Origin of the sequence: Pseudomonas sp. D2002, assembly GCF_013385735.1 — a bacterium.
In the GTDB taxonomy this organism is placed as follows: Bacteria; Pseudomonadota; Gammaproteobacteria; order Pseudomonadales; family Pseudomonadaceae; genus Aquipseudomonas.
The window spans coordinates 1-21,149 of record NZ_JACAPL010000024.1; the positions used below are offsets into that span (position 1 = coordinate 1).

Genomic DNA, 21,149 nt, shown 5'->3' on the forward strand with positions numbered 1-21,149 from the left:
CAGGGGTTTTGTTTTGGGCGACCGAAAAAAACTCTGTGACCGCCTCTTACACTCCTGACAGCCTCGCTTGCAGCTTGCAGTCGCCTTCAATGCTAAAGTCGCTCCCTCGATTTTGCTTTTCCCAAGGAAGCCGTTATGCCGGATGCGACGTCCCTCAGCGCTGGATTCATGGTGGTTCACGGCAACCGCCTGGATGAACTGCGCAGCCTGGTAGTCAGCTGGATGCGCCGCTATCCGCTCGCTCCCTTGGAAAACGAGATCGCACTGGTACAAAGCAACGGTATCGCCCAATGGCTCAAGCTGGCTTTGGCCGAAGACCCGGAAGAAGACGATATGGGTGGTTGCGGCATCGCGGCGGCAATTGATGTGCAACTCCCTGGCAGCTTCATGTGGCAGCTCTATCGCATGGTGCTGGGCCGTGACGAAATCCCGCCCAAGTCCCTGCTCGATAAAGCCCCACTGACCTGGCGTCTAATGCGCCTGCTCCCAGAGCTTATCGACCAACCACACTTCGAACCCCTGCAGCGCTTCCTCACCCACGACACCGACCTGCGCAAACGCTATCAACTGGCTGAACGCCTGGCCGACCTGTTCGACCAATACCAGGTCTACCGCGCCGACTGGCTGGAAGACTGGGCTGCTGGCCGCCACCAACTGCGCAACGGCCGAGGCGAGTCCAAGCCACTGAACCCCGCGAACTGCTGGCAGGCCGAACTATGGCGCGCACTGCTATTGGATGTAGGTGAAGAGGGCATGGCCGAAAGCCGCGCGGGCGTTCACCAGCGGTTCATCGAGCGCATCAACACCCTTGAAAAAGCCCCCCAAGGCCTTCCGTCACGAGTGATTGTTTTCGGCATTTCCTCTTTGCCCGCACAAGCGTTGGAAGCACTCGCCGGTCTGGCACGTTTCAGCCAAGTCTTGCTATGCGTGCACAACCCTTGCCGCCATCACTGGTCCGACATCGTCGCCGATAAAGACCTGCTGCGTAACGAGTACAAACGCCAAGCGCGTAAAGCGGGTATGCCGGTCACCATCGACCCGCAAACCCTGCACCAGCATGCGCACCCGCTGCTCGCCGCCTGGGGCAAACAAGGCCGCGACTACATCAGCCTGCTGGACAGTTACGACGACCCCAACAGCTACCGGGCCGCATTCCGCGACGGTCGCATCGACCTGTTCAGCGAAAGCGAACCGACCACGCTGCTCAACCAGCTCCAGGACGACATCCTCGAGCTTCGCCCACTCAACGAAACACGCGAGCTGTGGCCGGGCGTCGACCTCAATAACGACCGCTCCATCCGTTTTCACATCGCCCACAGCGCCCAGCGCGAAGTAGAAATTCTCCACGATCAATTGCTCCAACGCTTCAGCGCCGATCCCTCATTGCGCCCGCGCGACATCATCGTCATGGTCCCTGACGTCGACAGCTACGCGCCGCACATCCGCGCCGTCTTTGGCCAGCTGGAAAAAGGTGATCCACGTTTCATCCCGTTCACCCTCACCGACCAAGGCCAACGCGGCCGTGACCCACTACTGATCGCCGTCGAACACCTGCTCAAACTCCCGGACAGCCGCTTCCCCGTCAGCGAAATCCTCGACCTGCTCGACGTTCCCGCCTTGCGCGAGCGCTTCGCCATCAAAGAACGCGACCTTCCCACACTGCACCGCTGGATCGAAGGCGCCGGCATCCGTTGGGGCCTCAATGCCGAACAGCGTGCAGGGCTTGGTCTGCCGAACGAGCTGGAACAAAACAGCTGGCGATTTGGCCTGCGGCGCATGCTGCTGGGTTACGCCGTCGGCACCGGAATCGCCTGCGACGGCATAGAGCCCTACGATGAAATCGGTGGCCTCGATGCGGCGTTGATCGGCCCGCTGGTCTCCTTGCTCGATGCGTTAAACGATGCCCACCAGGCCCTGTCCCAACCGGCAGCACCCCAGGAGTGGGGCGAACGCCTGCAACGCCTGATGCAACTGTTCTTCCTGCCCAGCAGTGAACATGACGACTATCTCCTAGGCCAACTCGAACAACTCAGAGAGGACTGGCTGGAAACCTGTGAGTCCGTCGGCCTACAAGATGAGTTACCCCTCACCGTAGTCCGCGAAGCCTGGCTGGCTGGCCTGGACCAGGGGCGACTGTCCCAGCGCTTCCTCGCCGGAGCTGTCAATTTCTGCACCCTGATGCCCATGCGCGCCATCCCGTTCAAACTGGTTTGCCTGCTCGGCATGAACGACGGCGACTACCCGCGCGCGCAACCACCGCTGGACTTCGACCTGATGGGCAGCGACTACCGCCCCGGCGACCGTTCACGCCGCGAAGACGACCGCTACCTGCTGCTCGAAGCCCTGCTGTCCGCCCGCGACCAGCTCTACATCAGTTGGGTAGGCCGCAGTATCCGCGACAACAGCGACCGCCCGGCCTCGGTGCTGATAGGCCAACTGCGCGACCATATCGCCAGCGGCTGGCATAACGCAGACACACATGAACTGCTGGAAGCGATGACCCAGGAACACCCGCTCCAACCCTTCAGCGCGCGCTATTTCCATGAGGGCGACCCGCTGTTCAGTTACGCCCGCGAATGGCAGTTGCTCCACGAACCACGCGATACCGAAGTACAAGAGGTCGAACTGACGGAGCACCACCAGGAAGAACCCCTGAGTCTTGGCCAGTTGCAGGACTTCCTGCGCAACCCGGTCAGACACTTCTTCAGCCAACGTCTAAAAGTGTTCTTCGAGGCCGCCGAAGTCCCGCTGGCCGATGAAGAGCCCTTCGTCCTCGACGCGCTGCAACGCTACAGCCTCAGCGACAGCCTGCTGAACGCCGCATTGACCCAGCCCGACCAAGTGGATCAGGCCCTCAACGCCCAAGCCCTGCGCCTGCAAGGCAGTGGCTTGCTGCCCATGGTCGGTTTCGGCGAGTGCCTGCGTAACGAACTGATCGAGCCATTACCGGATCTGTTGCAGCGCTACCACCAATTACTGGCGCTCTGGCCCACGCCACACACAGCCGCCGAACCGATCAGTTTTGAGCATCAAGGCATTCAGCTGGAAGGCTGGATCAGTGGCCTGCATCGGCGCAGTGATGGCGGGTTGCTCAGCGTGACCACCATCCCCAACAGCATCGGCTCGATCAAAACCCGCAAGTGGCACCGCCTGATTCGCCCTTGGGTCAATCACGTGGTGGCCTGCGCCTGCGGCCTGCCACTCAGCACCGGGTTGGTCGCCAGTGACGACACCTTGCTCCTGGCGCCCCTGGAAAAATCCGCGGCCCAGGAAATCCTCGGCAACCTGCTGCTGGCCTGGCACACCGGCATGCGAAAACCACTTCCGGTGGCGGTCAAAACCGCCTTCGCCTGGCTCGGCCAAACCGACCCCGCCAAGGCCCAGGCCGCCGCCAGCAAAGCCTATGAAGGCGACGGCCTGACCACCGATGGCGAACGTCGCGAAACCCCGGCGCTCACTCGGCAATTTCCCGACTACGCCACGCTTATCGCCAGCGAAGAATTCGAAGGCTGGGCTGAAACCCTGTACCGCCCATTGCTCAACGCGCCGTGGCGATCGCTCAGCAGTGAGGAGGCCAGCGCATGATCAGTAAACCTTTAGCCCTGGCCTTCCCGCTCAAAGGCAGCCAACTGATCGAAGCCAGCGCCGGCACGGGTAAAACCTTCACCATCTCTGCCCTGTACCTGCGCCTGGTGCTCGGCCACGGCGGTGATGACTCCGGCTTTGCCCGCGAATTGCTGCCGCCGCAAATCCTGGTGGTGACCTTCACCGACGCCGCCACCAAAGAGCTGCGTGAGCGCATCCGCATCCGTCTGGCCGAAGCCGCGCGCTTTTTCCGCGATGAAATCGAACAACCGGATGCCCTGATCGCCCACCTGCGCGACGAATACCTCCCCGAGCAGTGGCCGGCCTGTGCCAATCGTTTGGATATCGCCGCGCAATGGATGGACGAAGCCGCCGTTTCGACCATCCACAGTTGGTGTCAGCGCATGCTGCGCGAGCACGCATTCGACAGCGGCAGCCTGTTCACCCAAACCCTGGAAACCGACCACAGCGACCTGCTCGGCGAAGTGCTGCGCGACTACTGGCGGCTGTTTTGCTACCCGATGCACGATGACGCGCTCAACTGGGTGCGCAAAAACTGGAGCGGCCCCGCCGCGCTGATGCCACGTGTGCGTGCATTGTTCGGCAGCGAACGGCCGACCGACGAAACGCGCGAGCCGGCCGAGCTGATCAATGCCTGCCTGCAAGAGCGCCGCGAAGCCTTGGTCACCCTCAAGGCGCCCTGGCAACAATGGGCCGCCGAACTGCGCGATATCTGCCTGCAAGCCGTGGCTGCCAAAGCCGTCGACGGCCGCAAGATGCAAGCGCGGTACTTCGAACCCTGGTTCGAAAAGATCAGCGCCTGGGCCGCTGACGAAACCCTCGAACAACTCGACATCGGCACCGGCTTCACGCGCCTGACGCCCGACGGCATGGCCGAAGCCTGGAAGAACGAGCCGCCGAGCCACCCTGGCATCGACGCCATGGCCAGCCTCAAGGCCAGCCTCGACGCCTTGCCCACTCCCGACGCCGCCGTGTTGCAACACGCCGCCGGTTGGGTGGGTAAACGTTTCGAAGAAGAAAAACGCCGTCGCGCCGAAATGGGCTTCGACGACATGCTGATCCGCCTCAACGCCGCCCTCCAAGCCGAAGGCGGCGAGCGCCTTTCCAGTGTGATTCGCGAGCAGTTCCCGGTGGCGTTGATCGACGAATTCCAGGACACCGACCCGGTGCAATACAGCATCTTCGACAGCATCTACCGCATCGAAGAAAACCACCTCGACAGCGGCCTGTTCCTGATCGGCGACCCCAAGCAGGCGATCTACGCCTTTCGCGGCGCCGACATCTACACCTACCTGCGCGCCCGTCAGTCCACCACCGGCCGCCACCACACCTTGGGCACCAACTTCCGCTCCAGCCACGCGATGGTCGAGGCGGTCAACCACGTGTTCCAACGCGCAGAAACCGGCCGTGGCGCCTTCCTGTTCCGCGAGCCGAATGGCGACAACCCGGTGCCGTTCCACTCGGTGCTGTCTCAAGGTCGCAAAGAGCAATTGCAGGTCGACGGTCAAACACTGCCGGCAATGAACCTCTGGCACTTACCCACCGACCAGCCGATTTCCAATGCGGTGTATCGCCAGCAACTCGCCGCCGCCTGCGCCACGCAAATCGTCGAGTTGCTCAATGGCGGACAGCAAGGTACGGCCGGCTTCGTAAAAGATCACAACTTAAAAGGTGTGCTGCCGTCAGACATCGCCATCCTGGTGCGCGACGGCAAGGAAGCCCAAGCCGTGCGCGCTGAGTTGGCCGCCCGTGGTGTGCGCAGCGTGTACCTGTCGGACAAAGACTCGGTCTTCGCCGCCCAGGAAGCCCACGACCTGTTGGCCTGGCTCAAGGCCTGCGCCGAGCCGGACGTCGAGCGCCCACTGCGCGCCGCCCTGGCCTGCGTCACCTTGAACCTGTCATTGGCGGAACTGGAGCGTCTGAATCAAGACGAACTGGCGTGGGAAACCCGCGTGATGCAGTTCCGTGGCTACCGCGCGATCTGGCGCACCCAAGGCGTGCTGCCAATGCTGCGGCGCTTGCTGCATGACTTCAAACTGCCGCAAACCCTGATCGCGCGCAGTGACGGCGAACGTGTGCTGACCAACCTGCTGCACCTCAGCGAATTGTTGCAACAGGCCGCGTCGGAGCTGGACGGCGAGCAAGCGCTGATTCGGCATCTGGCTGAACACCTCGCGCTGTCGGGGCAGGCCGGTGAAGAACAGATCCTGCGTCTGGAAAGCGATGAGCAGTTGGTCAAAGTCGTGACCATCCACAAATCCAAAGGCCTCGAATACGACCTGGTCTTCCTGCCTTTCATCTGCTCAGCCAAACCGGTGGACGGCAGCCGTTTGCCGCTGCATTACCACGACGAACAGGGCAAATCCCAAGTCAGCCTGCGGCCCACCGCCGAGTTGATTGCCCAAGCTGACGATGAACGCCTGGCCGAAGACCTGCGCTTGTTCTACGTCGCCCTCACGCGCGCCAAACACGCCTGCTGGCTCGGCGTTGCCGACCTCAAGCGCGGCAACAACAGCTGCTCCGTGTTGCACCTGTCAGCCCTGGGCTATTTGCTTGGCGCGGGTGCATCGCTGGGCGAATCTGCAGGCCTGGCGCGCTGGCTGCTGGATTTGCAAGAGGGCTGCGCCGCCATCCATTACGGCCAGGTGCCCGACGCGCAAGACATCCAGTTCCACCCGCCCCGCAACGAAGCCACCTTGCTCGCGCCGTTGCTGCCCAAGCGCAAGGCCGCCGAAAACTGGTGGATCGCCTCCTACAGCGCATTGCGCATCGGCGAGAGCATGAGCGCCGCAAGTCTTGAAGCGCCGGAAAGCCCGCAGGCCCAGAAGCTGTTCGACGACGAACGTCTTGACCCTGACGCACCGCGCGAGGTGGCAGCGTCCGGCGGCGATATTCACCGTTTCCCACGTGGCCCTAACCCCGGCACCTTCCTCCATGGCCTGTTGGAATGGGCGGGCGAGGAGGGCTTTAACGTCAACCCCGAGGCCATCGAAAAAGCCGTGGGCGCGCGCTGTAACCGGCGCAACTGGGAAGGCTGGATCGTTACCCTGAGCGGTTGGCTCGGCCACCTGCTGCAAACGCCGCTGCCAGTGGATAACGATCAGGTCACCCTGAGCAGCCTGCAGCAGTACCAGATCGAAATGGAATTCTGGTTCGCCAGCCACAAAGTCGACGTGCTCGCCCTCGACAAGCTGGTGTGCCAGTACACCCACAACGGTGTGTCCCGTGTCGCCGCCGAACCGGTGTTGCTCAATGGCATGTTCAAAGGCTTTATCGACCTGACCTTCGAACACGACGGCCGCTACTACGTGGCCGACTACAAATCAAATTGGCTCGGCCCCGACGATTCGGCCTACACCTCGGATGCCATGGAACAATCGATCCTAGAGCATCGGTACGACCTGCAATACGTACTTTACCTGCTGGCCCTGCACCGCCAGTTGAAGGCACGCCTGCCGGATTACGATTACGACCGCCACGTCGGCGGCGCGCTCTACGTTTTCCTGCGCGGCACTCAATCGGTGAGCAAAGGCGCGTATTTCACCCGGCCACCACGGGAGCTGATCGAAGGCTTGGACCTGTTGTTCCAGGGCAAACCCATACCGCCCAAGGTTGAGCCCGCCTGGGAACAAGGAGTGCTGCTATGAGCCTGTCGCCGTTACCACTTGAGGCGTTAGAGCCGCTCAGCCGCGCCGCCGACCTGGTGCAACTGCTCGAACGCTGGGTTGATCGTGGCTGGCTGCGCGCGTTGGACAAGGCCTTTGTCGGCTTCCTCCACGAGCTCGACCCGCAGGCCGACCCGCTGGTGTTGCTCGCCGCGGCGTTAACCAGCCACCAACTGGGCCATGGCCACGTCTGCCTCGACCTGTTCGAAACCCTCAAGGCGCCGGATTTCGCCCTGTCATTGCCACCCGAAGGCGACCTGCAAACCGGCGCGATGCTGCTGCCGTCGCAATTGCTCGACGGCCTCGACGGCGCCCATTGGTGCCATGCGCTGGCGGCCAGTGACTTGGTCGCGCTGGCCGTCGATGGCAGCGACGCCGCCCAAAGCCGCCCATTGGTTCTGTCCGGCAAACGCCTGTACTTGCGCCGCTACTGGACCTATGAACGACGCATCGACACTGCTCTGCGCTTACGTCTGGCGACTCAGGAGACTGTCGGCGCCGACCTGCCGCAACGCCTGAATAGTCTGTTCAACCAGCCACCGCCCGACGGCGTGATCGACTGGCAAAAACTCGCCTGCGCCCTGGCCACGCGCGGTGCCTTCAGCATCGTCACCGGCGGCCCCGGCACCGGCAAGACCACCACCGTCGTGCGCCTGCTCGCGCTGTTGCAGGCGCCCGCCGTGGAGGCCGGCAGCCCGTTGCGTATCCGCCTGGCGGCGCCCACCGGTAAAGCCGCCGCACGCCTTACCGAATCCATCAGCCAGCAAGTGCAGTCGTTGACCGTGCCCGACAACGTGCGGGAAAAAATCCCCACAGAGGTCACCACCGTTCACCGCTTGTTGGGCAGCCGCCCGGGCACGCGGCACTTCCGCCATCACATCGGCAACCCATTGCCCCTGGATGTGCTGGTGGTGGACGAAGCCTCGATGATCGACCTGGAAATGATGGCCAACCTGCTGGACGCCTTGCCGCCCCACGCACGCTTGGTGTTGCTGGGCGACAAGGACCAACTCGCCTCGGTGGAAGCCGGCGCCGTCCTCGGCGACTTGTGCCGCGACGCCGAAGCCGGTTGGTACAGCCCCGCCACGCGCCAATGGCTGCAAGCGGTCAGCGGTGAAGACCTCAGCGCCAGCGGCCTGCAAGAAGACCTCGACGGCAGCCATCCCCTGGCCCAGCAAGTGGTGATGCTGCGCTACTCGCGACGGTTTGGCGAAGGCAGCGGCATCGGCCAATTGGCGCGCTGGGTCAACCAGCAAAACGCCGAAGAGGCGCGCAAACTGCTCGCCGCGCGCAGCCACGATGACCTGTTCTGCCTCAGCCTCAAGGGCGAGCACGACCACGCCTTCGAGCGCCTGGTGCTGGACGGGCAGGGCGACGAAGCCCAGGGTTATCGCTACTACCTCAACCTGCTGCAAAGCGCGCGCCCAGCCCTCCATACACCCCGTGAAGACCTGGCCTGGACCCACTGGGCGCAACAACTGCTGCAAGCGTTCGATGCCTTCCAACTGCTCTGCGCGGTGCGCAAAGGCCCTTGGGGCGTGGAAGGCTTGAACCTGCGCATCACCGCCGCCTTGCGCAAAGTGCGGCTGATCGAAGGCGATGACCAATGGTACGAAGGCCGCCCGGTGCTGATGACCCGCAACGATTACGGCCTCGGTTTGATGAACGGTGACATCGGCATCGCCCTCAAACTACCCGAAACAGACGGCGGCCCCCACGTGCTGCGCGTAGCTTTCCCACGCAACGATGGCCAAGGCGGCGTGCGTTTTGTATTGCCTAGCCGTCTGAACGATGTGGAAACCGTGTACGCCATGACCGTGCACAAATCCCAGGGCTCGGAATTCACCCACACCGCGCTGATCCTGCCGGATGCACTTAACCCGGTGCTGACCAAAGAACTGATCTACACCGGCATCACCCGCGCCAAGCGTTGGTTCAGCCTGATTGAGCCGCGTGGCGGCGTGTTCGAAGAAGCCGTGCGACGCAAGGTCAAGCGCTTGAGCGGGTTGATGCTGGAGCTGGACGCCCAGGATGAAAAAACTGACTGATAGGTCATGAAATATTTCTGATTCAGTCGTCTGAATTTTCTGAAAAAATAGCGGACTCCGCGAAGCACCGGCTTCGTGGGGCTTTCCGCCGCTGTGCTATCGTTGCGGCATCACCTCGAAAATACCTGAAGAGAATCGCTGCATGAACGTGGCTGTCTCGCCCACAGAGCGCAGTTTGAGCTGGAGACGCATGTTACTGGTGGCGCTCGTGTGCCTGCTCGCCCCACGAGCATTTGCCCAGGCGCCCAGCCCGGCTGACCAACGCGCCCAAGCGGTGACCCAAGTCGTACTCGGCATCCTCAGTTACGCACGTTGGCCGGTGGAGCCTACGCAACTGCGTTTGTGCATCGTCGGGCCGACCCAATACACCGACGACCTGGTCAAAGGCACCACCCAGGCGACCGGCCGTCCGGTAGTGGTGCAGCGCCTGTTGGCCGACCATCCCGACATTGTCAGTGCCTGCGACGCCGTGTACATCGGCAAACTCAGCGCAGACGAACGCGCTCGGCTGTTTACTTCGCTGATCGGCCACCCGGTGTTGAGCATCAGCGAAGGTGGCGACCAATGCACCGTGGGCAGCCTGTTTTGCCTGCGCGTGGGCGATGAGCAAGTGTCGTTCGAGGTCAACCTGGACTCGGTTGCCCGCAGTGGCGTGCGTATTCACCCCAGCGTGTTGCAGCTGTCCCGCCGTCGAGCGCCCGCGTCATGAAAGCCGTGAAAGCGCGGCCGACTCTGCGTTCGGTCATCGGCCGTGGGCATTTGATTTTGGCGTTGGTCGCCGTGACCCTGGCCAGCGTGTCGCTGACCCTGCTCGGCGTGCTGGCGCTGCGCGTGTATGCCGAGCACAACCTGCACCTGATCGCGCGCTCCATCAACTACACCGTGGAAGCGGCGGTGGTGTTTAACGACAGCGCGGCCGCTACCGAAGCCCTCAGCCTGATCGCCTCCACCGAAGAGGTGGCCCAGGCCGAAGTGTTCGACGCCAATGGCAAGTTGCTGGCGCAATGGGTGCGGCCAGAAACCGGGATGCTCTCCAAGGTCGAACTGGCGCTGGCGCATGCCTTGCTTGAACAGCCGATCAGCCAGCCGATAGTGCATCAAGGGCAGACTGTGGGCAGCATTCACGTGGTCGGCCATGGCGGTAGCCTGCTGCGCTTCCTGCTCAGCGGCCTGGCCGGCATTGTGATTTGTACCGCCCTCAGTGCCTGGGTGGCTTTGTATTTGGCGCGGCGTTTGTTGCTGGGCATCACTCGACCGCTGCAAAGCCTCGCCGCCGTGGCCCACGCCGCCCGTAGCGAGCGCGACTTTGACCGGCGCGTGCCTCCGGCGCAGATCGCCGAACTCGACAGCCTCGGCAGTGACTTCAATGCCCTGCTGGGTGAGATGGAAGCCTGGCAAAGCCACCTGCAAAGTGAAAACGAGACCCTCGCCCACCAAGCCAGCCACGACAGTTTGACCGGCCTGCCCAACCGCGCATTTTTCGAAGGCCGGCTGATCCGTGCCTTGCGCAGTGCCGCCAAGGTCAACGAGCGCGTGGCCGTGCTGTTCCTCGACAGCGACCGCTTCAAAGACATCAACGACAACTTTGGCCACGCCGCCGGGGATGCCGTGCTGGTCGCCGTCGCCGAGCGCGTGCGCGCGCAATTGCGTGAAGATGACTTGGTGGCGCGCCTGGGCGGTGATGAGTTCGCAGTGCTGTTGGCGCCGTTGCACAAACTCGACGACGCCCAGCGCATCGCCGACAAGATTATCGCCAGCATGGACAAGCCGATCCCACTGCCCGGCAACACCCAGGTGTTGACCTCCCTCAGTATCGGCATTGCCGTTTATCCCGATCATGGCGCCACCCCCGGCACCTTGCTCAATGCCGCCGACGCGGCGATGTACCAGGCCAAACGTTTGTCCCAGGGCGGCCAGCAAACGGCGGAATCGGAGCCCACCGCCGCAAATGTTAACCACAGGAGTTGATCCCTTGTTCTCGACCGCGCGTTTTATGTTTATCACTCTATTGGTGGCCTTTTTGGCCCTCGGCGGCTGCCAGACGGCCCCACCCAAAGGCCTGACCCCGGCCCAAGTCGCGGTCCTCAAGCAGCAAGGCTTCGAACTGACCGACGAAGGCTGGGCCTTCGGCCTGTCAGGCAAAGTGCTGTTCGGCAGCGACGTTGAAAGCCTCAACAAAGCCAGCACCGACATCGTCGAACGCATCGGCAAAGCCCTGGTCGGCGCCGGCATCGACCGCGTGCGCGTCGACGGCCACACCGACGCCTCGGGCAAAGAGAGCTACAACCAGCAACTGTCCCTGCGTCGCGCCAAAAGCGTAGGCAACGTGCTGACCGGTGTGGGCATGAAAGAAGAAAACATCCAACTGCGCGGCCTGGGCAGCAGCGAGCCGGTGGCGCCGAACACCACAGTGGCCGGGCGCACCGAGAATCGGCGCGTGTCGATTGTGGTGATCGCGGACTAACGCTGAGAGCTGACGCAGAGCGTCCAGGGCGGCATTCCCAAATGTGGGAGCTGGCTTGCCTGCGATAGCGGTATATCAGCAGCAGATGTGCTGACTGACCCACCGCTATCGCAGGCAAGCCAGCTCCCACACTTATTTGCGCCTGACCAAAAATTCGCACCCGCCACAGTTCAAAAAATGTGGGAGCGGGCTTGCTCGCGAATGCGGTGTATCAGCAACGGCTAAGCCGACTGACCCACCACATCGCAGGCAAGCCAGCTCCCACACTTATATGCGCCTGACCAAAATTTCGCACCCGCCACAGTTCAAAAAATGTGGGAGCGGGCTTGCTCGCGAATGCGGTGTATCAGCAACGGCTAAGCTGACTGACCCACCACCATCGTAGGCAAGCCAGCTCCCACACTTATTTGCGCCTGACCAAATTTCGCACCCGCCACAGTTCAAAAAATGTGGGAGCGGGCTTGCTCGCGAATGCGGTGTATCAGCAACGGCTAAGCTGACTGACCCACCGCTATCGCAGGCAAGCCAGCTCCCACACTTATTTGGCCTGACCAAAATTTCGCACCCGCCATAATTCAAATGTGGGAGCCGGGCTTGCCCGCGATAGCGGTCGTTCAGCCAATAATTTATTGGCTGACCTACCGCATTCGCGAGCAAGCCCGCTCCCACATGGAGACAGTGTTTCGCTTAACTGCTCGGCGTCATCGCCTGCGTCAAGTCATCCACCACGGCCTTGCCCATCTCACACAGGTAATGCGCGGCCCATGCGTATTGCTCGCCGCGCACATCCATGGCGGCTTCCATCGCGAGTTTCTTGGAGTAAAAAAGCAGGGTGGAGGCGTGTTCCAGGGCTTGCTCGATGGGCATGCCGGAATTGACGCGGAACAGGTTTTTTTGGTTTTCGCCGTAATCGCCGAAGGTGACGACGCCGAGGGTGGTGATGGAGGAAAGCGGTGGATCGGGGACGATTTTTGACATGATGTTTCCCAAATTTGCAGTAGGGGTCACCACGGCATGTCGCTAAACATGAAGGGGTGGCAGCTGTACACGGGTTAGCGAACCGGTAAATTTGGGAACCCGGCAGACCCGAAGGTCTCCCGCGTACAGCCGCCATAAAACGGTAAAGACAGGTAAAACGCCTGGCAATACTTTGGCATCACATCCCCAACTAATCCGAGTCGCTAAACCCGATCGCTGATATGCAGCGACCCAGGGAGGCTAGTGACCCAAACGGTAAGGCGCAATGGGGTAGAGAGTCTCTAGGAAACGTCCTGCAAATTAAAGCGAATCGTCGTTGATGGCCCTTTAATCCGCGAACCTCATCTCCCGCGTCTCCCCCATCAACAACCCCTGATCCGATCGTTCCCACGCTCCGCGTGGGAATGCATCCTGTGACGCTCCGCGTCACCACTTCAAAAGCAGACGCAGAGCGTCCATGGCGGCATTCCCACGCAGAGCGTGGGAACGATCTGGCGTTTAGCTCGTTGGCGTCATCGCTTGCGTCAAGTCATCCACCACGGCCTTGCCCATCTCACACAGGTAATGCGCGGCCCATGCGTATTGCTCGCCGCGCACATCCATGGCGGCTTCCATGGCGAGTCTCTTGGAATAAAAAGCAGGGTGGAGGCTGTTCCAGGGCTTCGCCGGGGCTGATGCACCATGGCAAAACCCCAGTAATGAGCATCCAGTTTTTTTACCCCTTAGGAACGGTCTGCCATGACGGATTTTGATGGCTAAGCTGATGAGGTTTCGCTTTTTGGTAAGCGGCGGGCTTAGTTAAATAGTCGCTCTAACTAAGCACCGTAAAGGATTGCGATGAACATAAATGTCAGTAATTTCCGCCAAGAAGTTTCTAAGATCAGGCTTTCAAAAAGTGCTTTTGATGAACTGTTAAGTGCAACAAAGATTATCGAATCTGAAATCCAGAACAGTCGATTCGACGCGAAGCCAGCGTACATCAATCCACTGCTATTGCCCGATCTCAGCGAGGAACTACATAGAATACGAAACATGATTGATCACGAGAGCCATGTCTTGATCCTCGATGGCTTTAAGGTCGAAAAGCTTGCCAGCTTCAAATCACTGGTGTGGACATTCGGTTCTTTACTCGGTGTGCCAATGGTGCAGAACCATCTCGGTCACAAGGTGATTGAGGTTTATGACCGAGGCGGTAAGAGCATTGAAGAAGGTGCGAGGTACCATCAAACCCGTCAAGGCGCCTACGTACACAATGATGGGGTGAGCGACCCACTGCCTATCGATTACTTGATCTTGGCTTGCGGACAGAAAGCGCTTTTAGGCGGTGAAAGCATTCTCATTGATGCAAGTGCGGTGTATGCGGAGCTGATGGCATTCCCGGAAATATTGGAAGAGCTCAAATGTGACTTCTTTTTTGAGAATCGCGGCATGTCAGATGAGGAGCAGTTGTTTAAAGCACCCATTCTGAGTTTTTCCAATGAAGGTATTCCACTGATCAGATATTTTCGAGTCTACATTGAATCAGCCCACCTTAAGGCGGGAGTGCCGTTAACATTGGCTCAATCCCAAGCGCTGGACTTTCTAGACACCGTTCTCGATCAGTCATCGGTTCAGCATCGAGTACTGCTGGAGCCAGGGCAGGTGCTTATTTCGGCCGATAACAAGTTTCTACATACCCGCACGCACTTCATTGATATGAATGCTCCACGCTCCGAGATTAATAATACCGAGCCTTTGAGCGATCTGAATCGCTACATGCTACGGATGTGGTTACGCAAACAATGATGCACCGATGCTCATAACGTACGTCCTCACATATCCGCCAAAAGCCGAGCCCCATGGACAACTCCAATATCGCGATCACGCTGGTCTTGATCTCTGCCTTTATGCACGCCACGTGGAATGCTGTAGTCCGCGCCGGTAGCAGTCGCTTCATGACCTTGGCCATGGTTGATGGCGCCGCGTTGGTGATATGCCTGTTGGCGTTGCCGTTTGTCAGCGTGCCGAGCCTGGAGGTCGGGGGTTATATCCTCGTCTCTGTGGTGCTCAATACGGTCTATCGGCTATTTCTGATCAAAGCGTACGAAACGGGTGACTTCGGCCAGGTTTACCCCGTGATGCGTGGGGTGCCGCCCGTATTGGTCGCGCTGTTTTCTTATTTTTTGCTGCATGAACAGTTGTCACTCCAGACGCTGGCGGGTGTGTTGCTGATTTGTGTGGGGATTATCAGCCTGACCTTTGTGCGCAGGATGACGGCGCAGATGTTCAAGCCGATCTTCATGGCGGTGTGCGCCGGTGTGTTTATTGCGTCTTACACGGTGGTGGATGCCAAAGGTGTAAGAGCCAGCGAGACGGTGTTGCAGTACATCATCTACCTGACGGTGTTCCAGAGTATTCCGATCCCGGTGCTGGCGTTCTCCAAAGAGCGCTCAGCCTTGGTTCAAGCAATACAGGGGCATTGGCGAGTCGGCCTATTAGGCGGTGTGTTTTACCTGGCGTCGTACGGATTGGTGTTGTTTGCGTTGTCGCTGGACGCAGTCGCCAAGGTCTCAGCGCTGCGAGAAACCAGTGTTATTATCGGCGCTATTATTGCTGCGCTGTTCTTTCATGAACGGTTCGGTTGGCGACGGATGCTGTCGGCATTCGTCATTGTTTGCGGGATCATCTTGATCAAAGTGAGCACCTGATGGCCCAGCGTCCGCCTCCTACACCGATGCTTCAAGCGTTCGTCAGCGCAGCGCAAACCGGTAGTTTTGCGCGTGCAGCCTCTGAGCTCAACCTCACCGCCAGTGCCATCAGTCATCAAATTGCAGGCCTGGAAGAGTGGTGGGGCGTGCAGTTGTTTGAGCGACACTCGCGCGGCGTCAAGCTGACGGCAGCAGGGCAGGCGTTGTTGCCGGTTACCGACGGGTTTTTCAAGGCGCTGGACGGGGTGCTGCATTCGCTCAATCCCGGTAAATCCCAACCGTTGTACCTCTCATGCACGTCTTCTCTCTGTTCAACGTGGCTGATCCCCAGAATGCATGGCTCGCACACTGAGGCCTCTTTCAACCTTGATCTAGTGTTGACCAGCGCCGATATGAGCGGCGCCAGCCTGGAGGCTCATCAATACGATGTTGCGGTGGTGATGGGGTATGGCGACTACCCGGATCATCATGTCGAACTGCTGATGCGCGACGCGGTGTTCCCGGTTTGTTCCCCGGAGTTTCTGCGGTTGAAGGGTGATATTGCGCTGGACGATGTCGCCCGGTATCCGTTGATTCATCGGGTGGACGATCAGGTGTGCCCGGGATGGGAAAGCTGGTTTGCGTTTCAGGGACTTACTGCGCCGCCGTATCACCATGGGCCTAGATTTCCGGATTCGAGCCTGGCGATCAGCCTGGCGGTGAAGGGCGGAGGGATTGCGCTGGGTAGGACTGCGTTGGTGTATGACCAATTGGAAGACGGCGCGTTGGTTGCGTTAAATAGCCCTGTGATGATGTCGCCAGCGGCTTACTACATCATTTGCCGAAACGGACGAGAGACGGAACCGGATATCGCTCGCTTGATTGATTGGCTCAAGATCAGCGCGGGCGAGTTTCTGCGGGAAGTTCGGGTTCGGCACCCGCAAATAGCCGGGGTTGGCGCGATCTAAAGTGGCAAAAGTGCGAACTTCTCCGATCGTACGCTCCGCGTGGGAATGCATCCTGTGACGCTCCGCGTCACGACTTCAAAAGCAGACGCAGAGCGTCCATGGCGGCATTCCCACGCAGAGCGTGGGAACGATCTGGCGTTTAGCTCGTTGGCGTCATCGCCTGCGTCAGGTCATCCACCACGGCCTTGCCCATCTCACACAGGTAATGCGCGGCCCATGCGTATTGCTCGCCGCGCACATCCATGGCGGCTTCCATGGCGAGTTTTTTGGAGTAGAACAGCAGGGTGGAGGCGTGCTCCAGGGCTTGCTCGACGGGCATGCCGGAATTGACGCGGAACAGGGGTTTTTGGTTTTCGCCGTAGTCGCCGAAGGTGACGACGCCGAGGGTGGTGATGGAGGAAAGCGGTGGATCAGGTATGACTTTGCTCATGACGAATGCTCTCTGCAAGTAGAGCTGCCACATCACATCGCTAAACATGAAGAGGGTGGCAGCTGTGTGCAGGTTAGCGATCCGGGCCAGAGCGCATCCCGGGTAGACTCGAAAGTCTCCCGCACACAGCCGCCATAAAACGCTAAAAGCTGGCGAACGCCAGCGAGTGCTATTGGGGCAATGTCACGCCTGAAACCCGGATCGCTAAACCCGATCGCTGATATGCAGCGACCCAGGGAGGCTAGTGACCCAAACGGTAAGGCGCAATGGGGTAGAGAGTCTCTAGGAAACGTCCTGCAAATTAAAGCGAATCGTCGTTGATGGCCCTTTAATCCGCGAACCTCATCTCCCGCGTCTCCCCCATCAACAACCCCTGATTCTGCTCCGTCACTTCCCTGATGTAATCCCACAACAACGTAATCCGCTTCAACTTCCTCAAATCCTCCCGGCAATACATCCAAAACTGGCGCGTGATCGAGATCTGCTCCCCCAGCACCGGCAACAACCGCGAATCCTGCGCCGCTAAAAAGCACGGTAATATCGCCATCGACCGGCCCTGCTGCGCCGCGACGTACTGCGCAATCACGCTGGTGCTGCGCAAACTGGCGCTGGCGCCGGGCACTACATTCGCCAGGTACAGCAGCTCCGAACTGAACGCCAAATCATCCACGTAACTGATAAACGGGTGCTCAGCCAAATCCGCCGGCCGCTGGATCGGTGGGTGCTGGTCGAGGTAGTCCTGGGTCGCGTACAGCTGCAGCTTGTAGTCGCACAGTTTGCAGCACACATAGGGCCCGTGTTCCGGGCGTTCCAGGGCGATGACGATGTCGGCTTCGCGCTTGGACAGGCTGATGAAGTGGGGCAGGGGCAGGATATCCACCGAGATTGCCGGGTACGTATCGACAAAATGGCTGAGCTGGGGCGTGACGAAAAAACTGCCGAAGCCTTCGGTGCAGCCCATGCGCACATGGCCGGACAAGGCCACGCCAGAGCCGGACACCTGCTCGCAGGCCATGTGCAGCGTGCTTTCGATGGACTCCGCATAGCCCAGCAAACGCTGGCCTTCGGTGGTGAGCACAAAACCACTGGTCCGGGATTTTTCGAACAGCAGCGTGCCGAGCGACACTTCCAGTGAACTGATGCGCCGCGACACGGTGGTGTAGTCCACCGCCAGGCGCTTGGCGGCCACGCTGGCCTTGCGGGTGCGCGCCACTTCTAGGAAAAACTTCAGGTCATCCCAGTTCAGGGAGCCCAGTGACGTGATGTTTTTTTGCATATTGGACCGGCTTTTATGTGCGTTCTTATTAGAAGTTTGCACATCTATACTCGAAAAACAGTCCGAACGCCTCATTTCCAAGGCGATTCACGCGCCTTGTCTCTGCATAACTACAAGATTTGGAGACCACATGAACGCTTCTGCCGATATTTCCGTGCAACAGGTCAAGTTGCTGATCAACGGTGAATGGGTCGAGTCCAAGACCACCCACTGGCAAGACATCGTCAACCCGGCCACCCAGCAGGTGCTGGCCAAAGTCCCGTTTGCGACCGCCGATGAGGTCAACGCCGCCATCGACGCTGCCCACCAAGCCTTCCAGACCTGGAAGCTGACGCCGATCGGCGCGCGCATGCGCATCATGCTCAAGCTGCAAGCCCTGATCCGCGAACATTCCAAGCGCATCGCCGTGGTCCTCAGCGCCGAGCAGGGCAAGACCATTGCCGATGCCGAAGGCGATATTTTCCGTGGTCTGGAAGTGGTCGAGCACGCCTGCTCCATCGGCACCTTGCAGATGGGCGAATTCGCTGAGAACGTCGCCGGTGGCGTCGACACCTACACCCTGCGCCAACCCATCGGCGTATGCGCCGGTATTACCCCGTTCAACTTCCCGGCAATGATTCCGCTGTGGATGTTCCCGATGGCGATTGCCTGCGGTAACACCTTCGTGCTCAAGCCGTCCGAGCAGGACCCGCTGTCGACGATGTTGCTGGTTGAGCTGGCGCTGGAAGCCGGTGTACCGGCGGGCGTGCTCAACGTGGTGCACGGCGGCAAGGATGTGGTAGATGCGCTGTGCACCCATAAAGATATCAAGGCGGTGTCGTTCGTCGGCTCGACCGCCGTCGGCACTCACGTGTACGACCTGGCCGGTAAGCACGGCAAGCGCGTGCAGTCGATGATGGGCGCCAAGAACCACGCCGTGGTGCTGCCGGACGCCAACCGCGAACACACGCTGAATGCCTTGGTCGGTGCCGGTTTTGGCGCAGCGGGCCAGCGTTGCATGGCCACCTCGGTGGTGGTGCTGGTGGGCGCGGCCAAACAATGGCTGCCGGACCTCAAGGCGCTGGCGCAAAAACTCAAAGTGAATGCCGGCAGCGAAGCCGGCACGGATGTCGGCCCGGTGATTTCCAAGCGCGCCAAAGCACGCATTCTGGAGCTGATCGAAAGCGGCGTGAAAGAAGGCGCCAAGCTGGAACTGGACGGCCGCGACATCAAGGTGCCGGGCTTCGAGCAAGGCAACTTCGTCGGCCCGACCCTGTTCTCGGGCGTGACCACGGACATGCAAATCTACACCCAGGAAATCTTCGGCCCGGTGTTGGTGGTGCTCGAAGTCGCGACCCTCGATGAGGCCATCGCGCTGGTCAACGCCAACCCATTCGGCAACGGCACTGGCCTATTCACCCAAAGCGGTGCGGCGGCGCGTAAGTTCCAGAGCGAAATCGATGTAGGCCAGGTCGGCATCAACATCCCGATCCCGGTGCCAGTGCCGTTCTTCAGCTTCACCGGCTCGCGGGGTTCCAAGCTCGGCGACCTGGGCCCGTACGGCAAGCAAGTGGTGCAGTTCTACACCCAGACCAAAACCGTTACGAGCCGCTGGTTCGACGACGACACGGTCAACGATGGCGTCAACACCACCATCAACCTGCGCTGATTCCGGGAGACGACCATGAAGATTGCATTTATCGGCTTGGGCAACATGGGCGCGCCCATGGCCCGCAACCTGATCAAGGCCGGGCACGCGCTGAACCTGTTCGACCTGAACCAGACCGTGCTCAAGGAACTCGCCGAATTGGGCGGCAGCATCAGCGACTCGCCGCGTGACGCCGCCCAAGGCGCTGAGCTGGTGATTACCATGCTGCCGGCCGCGGCCCATGTGCGCAGCGTGTGGCTGAATGAGGACGGGGTTTTGGCCGGCATCGGCAAAGGCATACCGGCTGTGGATTGCAGCACCATCGACCCGCAAACTGCGCGTGATGTCGCCGCAGCGGCGGCCAAGCAAGGCGTGGTGATGGCCGATGCGCCCGTCTCCGGTGGCACCGGCGGCGCCCAGGCGGGGACCCTGACCTTCATGGTCGGCGCCACCCCGGAGCTGTTCGCCACCCTGCAACCGGTGCTGGCGCAGATGGGTCGTAACATCGTGCATTGCGGCGACGTAGGCACCGGGCAAATCGCCAAAATCTGCAACAACCTGTTGCTGGGGATCAGTATGGTCGGTGTCAGCGAGGCCATGGCCCTGGGCGATGCACTGGGCATCGACACCCAAGTGCTGGCCGGCATCATCAACAGCTCCACCGGGCGTTGCTGGAGTTCCGACACCTACAACCCCTGGCCGGGCGTGATCGAAACCGCACCGTCGTCGCGGGGTTACACCGGTGGTTTTGGCGCCGACCTGATGCTCAAAGACCTCGGCCTGGCCACCGAAGCCGCGCGCCAAGCCAAGCAACCGGTGATTTTGGGCGCCGTGGCCCAGCAGTTGTATCAATCGATGAGCCAGCGCGGGGAAGGCGGCAAAGACTTCTCGGCGATCATCAACAGCTATCGCAAGCCCGAATAGGGCGTTTTCCGAGAGCCTGCCGTTGGCGGGCTCTCGGGTTTTTGCGCCTCACGCAAACACAAAATACTTACGCACAGTCTCAACCACTTCCCACGTCCCCTTCATCCCTGGCTCCACCACAAAGATATCCCCAGCCCGCAGGTGAATCGGCGCCATCCCTTCGGGCGTGATCACGCAGTAGCCTTCCTGGAAATGGCAGTATTCCCACTTCACGTATTCCACGTACCACTTGCCCGGCGTGCAGATCCAGGTGCCCATGATTTTGCTGCCGTCTTCGCTGGTGTAGGCGTTGAGGTTGACGGTGTGCGGGTCGCCTTCGAGTTTTTCCCATTTGCAGGCATCCAGGACCGGCAGTGGGTGGGTGTCGCGCAGTACGGTGATGGGCTTGGACATGATGGCTCCGAGGCAGGGAATGGAAAGAGCAACCCTAAGGCCTGGGGCGTTGTGTCAGTGGTCTGAACTCGACATCGGGATGCCCAGAAGCGCAGGCGAATGCG

General features: G+C 60.5%; 15 protein-coding genes and 1 pseudogene. 11 read left to right on the forward strand and 5 right to left on the reverse strand.

Annotation, left to right across the window (positions count from 1 at the left end):
• Positions 1–135 precede the first annotated feature (135 nt).
• The 6 genes from recC to HX783_RS28685 all read left to right on the forward strand — a co-directional run bounded on the left by recC (position 136) and on the right by HX783_RS28685 (position 11,783).
• Complete coding sequence (gene recC / locus HX783_RS28660; RefSeq protein ID WP_177019110.1) at positions 136–3,585, forward strand: exodeoxyribonuclease V subunit gamma; 3,450 nt, start codon at positions 136–138, stop codon at positions 3,583–3,585.
• Positions 3,582–7,253: an exodeoxyribonuclease V subunit beta gene (gene recB, locus HX783_RS28665; RefSeq protein WP_177019111.1), complete on the forward strand. Its 3,672-nt coding sequence runs from the start codon at positions 3,582–3,584 to the stop codon at positions 7,251–7,253. The genes recC and recB overlap by 4 nt, the downstream gene beginning before the upstream one ends.
• Positions 7,250–9,319, forward strand: coding sequence for an exodeoxyribonuclease V subunit alpha (gene recD / locus HX783_RS28670; protein ID WP_177019112.1), 2,070 nt, complete (start codon positions 7,250–7,252; stop codon positions 9,317–9,319). Before recB ends, recD begins: the two co-directional genes overlap by 4 nt.
• Before the next feature lie 142 nt (positions 9,320–9,461).
• Positions 9,462–10,028: a YfiR family protein gene (locus tag HX783_RS28675; protein ID WP_177019113.1), complete on the forward strand. Its 567-nt coding sequence runs from the start codon at positions 9,462–9,464 to the stop codon at positions 10,026–10,028.
• On the forward strand, positions 10,025–11,287 hold the full coding sequence (locus tag HX783_RS28680) for a diguanylate cyclase domain-containing protein (RefSeq protein WP_159959874.1): 1,263 nt from the start codon (positions 10,025–10,027) through the stop codon (positions 11,285–11,287). The genes HX783_RS28675 and HX783_RS28680 overlap by 4 nt, the downstream gene beginning before the upstream one ends.
• A 4-nt stretch (positions 11,288–11,291) precedes the next feature.
• Entirely contained in the window at positions 11,292–11,783 is a 492-nt protein-coding gene (locus HX783_RS28685) for an OmpA family protein (RefSeq protein WP_177019114.1), read from the forward strand.
• Positions 11,784–12,470: 687 nt separating this feature from the next.
• On the opposite strand, the gene HX783_RS28690 is transcribed toward HX783_RS28685, so the two are convergent.
• Together HX783_RS28690 and HX783_RS28695 are read right to left on the reverse strand one after the other, a co-directional pair.
• A complete protein-coding gene (locus HX783_RS28690; protein WP_177019115.1) occupies positions 12,471–12,761 on the reverse strand; it encodes a DUF3077 domain-containing protein in 291 nt (96 codons plus the stop codon).
• A 498-nt stretch (positions 12,762–13,259) separates the two neighbouring features.
• Positions 13,260–13,397 (reverse strand): annotated as a pseudogene (locus HX783_RS28695) (DUF3077 domain-containing protein); the annotation flags it as partial.
• Positions 13,398–13,598: 201 nt separating this feature from the next.
• Here HX783_RS28695 and HX783_RS28700 point away from each other — a divergent pair.
• The 3 genes from HX783_RS28700 to HX783_RS28710 are packed head-to-tail and all read left to right on the forward strand — an operon-like array spanning position 13,599 to position 16,395.
• Complete coding sequence (locus HX783_RS28700) at positions 13,599–14,546, forward strand: TauD/TfdA family dioxygenase (RefSeq protein ID WP_177019116.1); 948 nt, start codon at positions 13,599–13,601, stop codon at positions 14,544–14,546.
• A 53-nt stretch (positions 14,547–14,599) separates the two neighbouring features.
• Positions 14,600–15,448, forward strand: a complete 849-nt coding sequence (locus tag HX783_RS28705) for an EamA family transporter (RefSeq protein ID WP_177019117.1) — start codon at positions 14,600–14,602, stop codon at positions 15,446–15,448.
• Positions 15,448–16,395 carry a LysR substrate-binding domain-containing protein gene (locus tag HX783_RS28710; protein WP_177019118.1) on the forward strand — a complete coding sequence of 316 codons (948 nt, stop codon included), beginning with the start codon at positions 15,448–15,450 and terminating at the stop codon, positions 16,393–16,395. Before HX783_RS28705 ends, HX783_RS28710 begins: the two co-directional genes overlap by 1 nt.
• A gap of 139 nt (positions 16,396–16,534) precedes the next feature.
• Here HX783_RS28710 and HX783_RS28715 read toward each other — a convergent pair whose 3' ends face one another.
• Positions 16,535–16,825, reverse strand: a complete 291-nt coding sequence (locus HX783_RS28715; protein WP_177019119.1) for a DUF3077 domain-containing protein — start codon at positions 16,823–16,825, stop codon at positions 16,535–16,537.
• Between the two features lie 328 nt (positions 16,826–17,153).
• Complete coding sequence (locus tag HX783_RS28720; protein WP_177019120.1) at positions 17,154–18,101, reverse strand: LysR family transcriptional regulator; 948 nt, start codon at positions 18,099–18,101, stop codon at positions 17,154–17,156.
• Between the two features lie 130 nt (positions 18,102–18,231).
• On the opposite strand from HX783_RS28720, the gene HX783_RS28725 reads away from it, so the two are divergent.
• Positions 18,232–19,749, forward strand: coding sequence for a CoA-acylating methylmalonate-semialdehyde dehydrogenase (locus HX783_RS28725; protein ID WP_083356770.1), 1,518 nt, complete (start codon positions 18,232–18,234; stop codon positions 19,747–19,749).
• 15 nt (positions 19,750–19,764) lie between these two features.
• Positions 19,765–20,652: a 3-hydroxyisobutyrate dehydrogenase gene (gene mmsB / locus HX783_RS28730; protein WP_177019121.1), complete on the forward strand. Its 888-nt coding sequence runs from the start codon at positions 19,765–19,767 to the stop codon at positions 20,650–20,652.
• Positions 20,653–20,700: 48 nt separating this feature from the next.
• On the opposite strand, the gene HX783_RS28735 is transcribed toward mmsB, so the two are convergent.
• On the reverse strand, positions 20,701–21,045 hold the full coding sequence (locus HX783_RS28735) for a cupin domain-containing protein (RefSeq protein WP_003194115.1): 345 nt from the start codon (positions 21,043–21,045) through the stop codon (positions 20,701–20,703).
• Between the last annotated feature and the right edge of the window lie 104 nt (positions 21,046–21,149).

Coding starts and splice junctions, on each gene's coding strand:
- recC (WP_177019110.1), top strand. CDS start 136: ATGCCGGATGCGACGTCCCTCAGCGCTGGATTCATGGTGGTTCACGGC.
- recB (WP_177019111.1), top strand. CDS start 3,582: ATGATCAGTAAACCTTTAGCCCTGGCCTTCCCGCTCAAAGGCAGCCAA.
- recD (WP_177019112.1), top strand. CDS start 7,250: ATGAGCCTGTCGCCGTTACCACTTGAGGCGTTAGAGCCGCTCAGCCGC.
- HX783_RS28675 (WP_177019113.1), top strand. CDS start 9,462: ATGAACGTGGCTGTCTCGCCCACAGAGCGCAGTTTGAGCTGGAGACGC.
- HX783_RS28680 (WP_159959874.1), top strand. CDS start 10,025: ATGAAAGCCGTGAAAGCGCGGCCGACTCTGCGTTCGGTCATCGGCCGT.
- HX783_RS28690 (WP_177019115.1), bottom strand. CDS start 12,761: ATGTCAAAAATCGTCCCCGATCCACCGCTTTCCTCCATCACCACCCTC.
- HX783_RS28700 (WP_177019116.1), top strand. CDS start 13,599: ATGAACATAAATGTCAGTAATTTCCGCCAAGAAGTTTCTAAGATCAGG.
- HX783_RS28705 (WP_177019117.1), top strand. CDS start 14,600: ATGGACAACTCCAATATCGCGATCACGCTGGTCTTGATCTCTGCCTTT.
- HX783_RS28710 (WP_177019118.1), top strand. CDS start 15,448: ATGGCCCAGCGTCCGCCTCCTACACCGATGCTTCAAGCGTTCGTCAGC.
- HX783_RS28715 (WP_177019119.1), bottom strand. CDS start 16,825: ATGAGCAAAGTCATACCTGATCCACCGCTTTCCTCCATCACCACCCTC.
- HX783_RS28720 (WP_177019120.1), bottom strand. CDS start 18,101: ATGCAAAAAAACATCACGTCACTGGGCTCCCTGAACTGGGATGACCTG.
- HX783_RS28725 (WP_083356770.1), top strand. CDS start 18,232: ATGAACGCTTCTGCCGATATTTCCGTGCAACAGGTCAAGTTGCTGATC.
- mmsB (WP_177019121.1), top strand. CDS start 19,765: ATGAAGATTGCATTTATCGGCTTGGGCAACATGGGCGCGCCCATGGCC.
- HX783_RS28735 (WP_003194115.1), bottom strand. CDS start 21,045: ATGTCCAAGCCCATCACCGTACTGCGCGACACCCACCCACTGCCGGTC.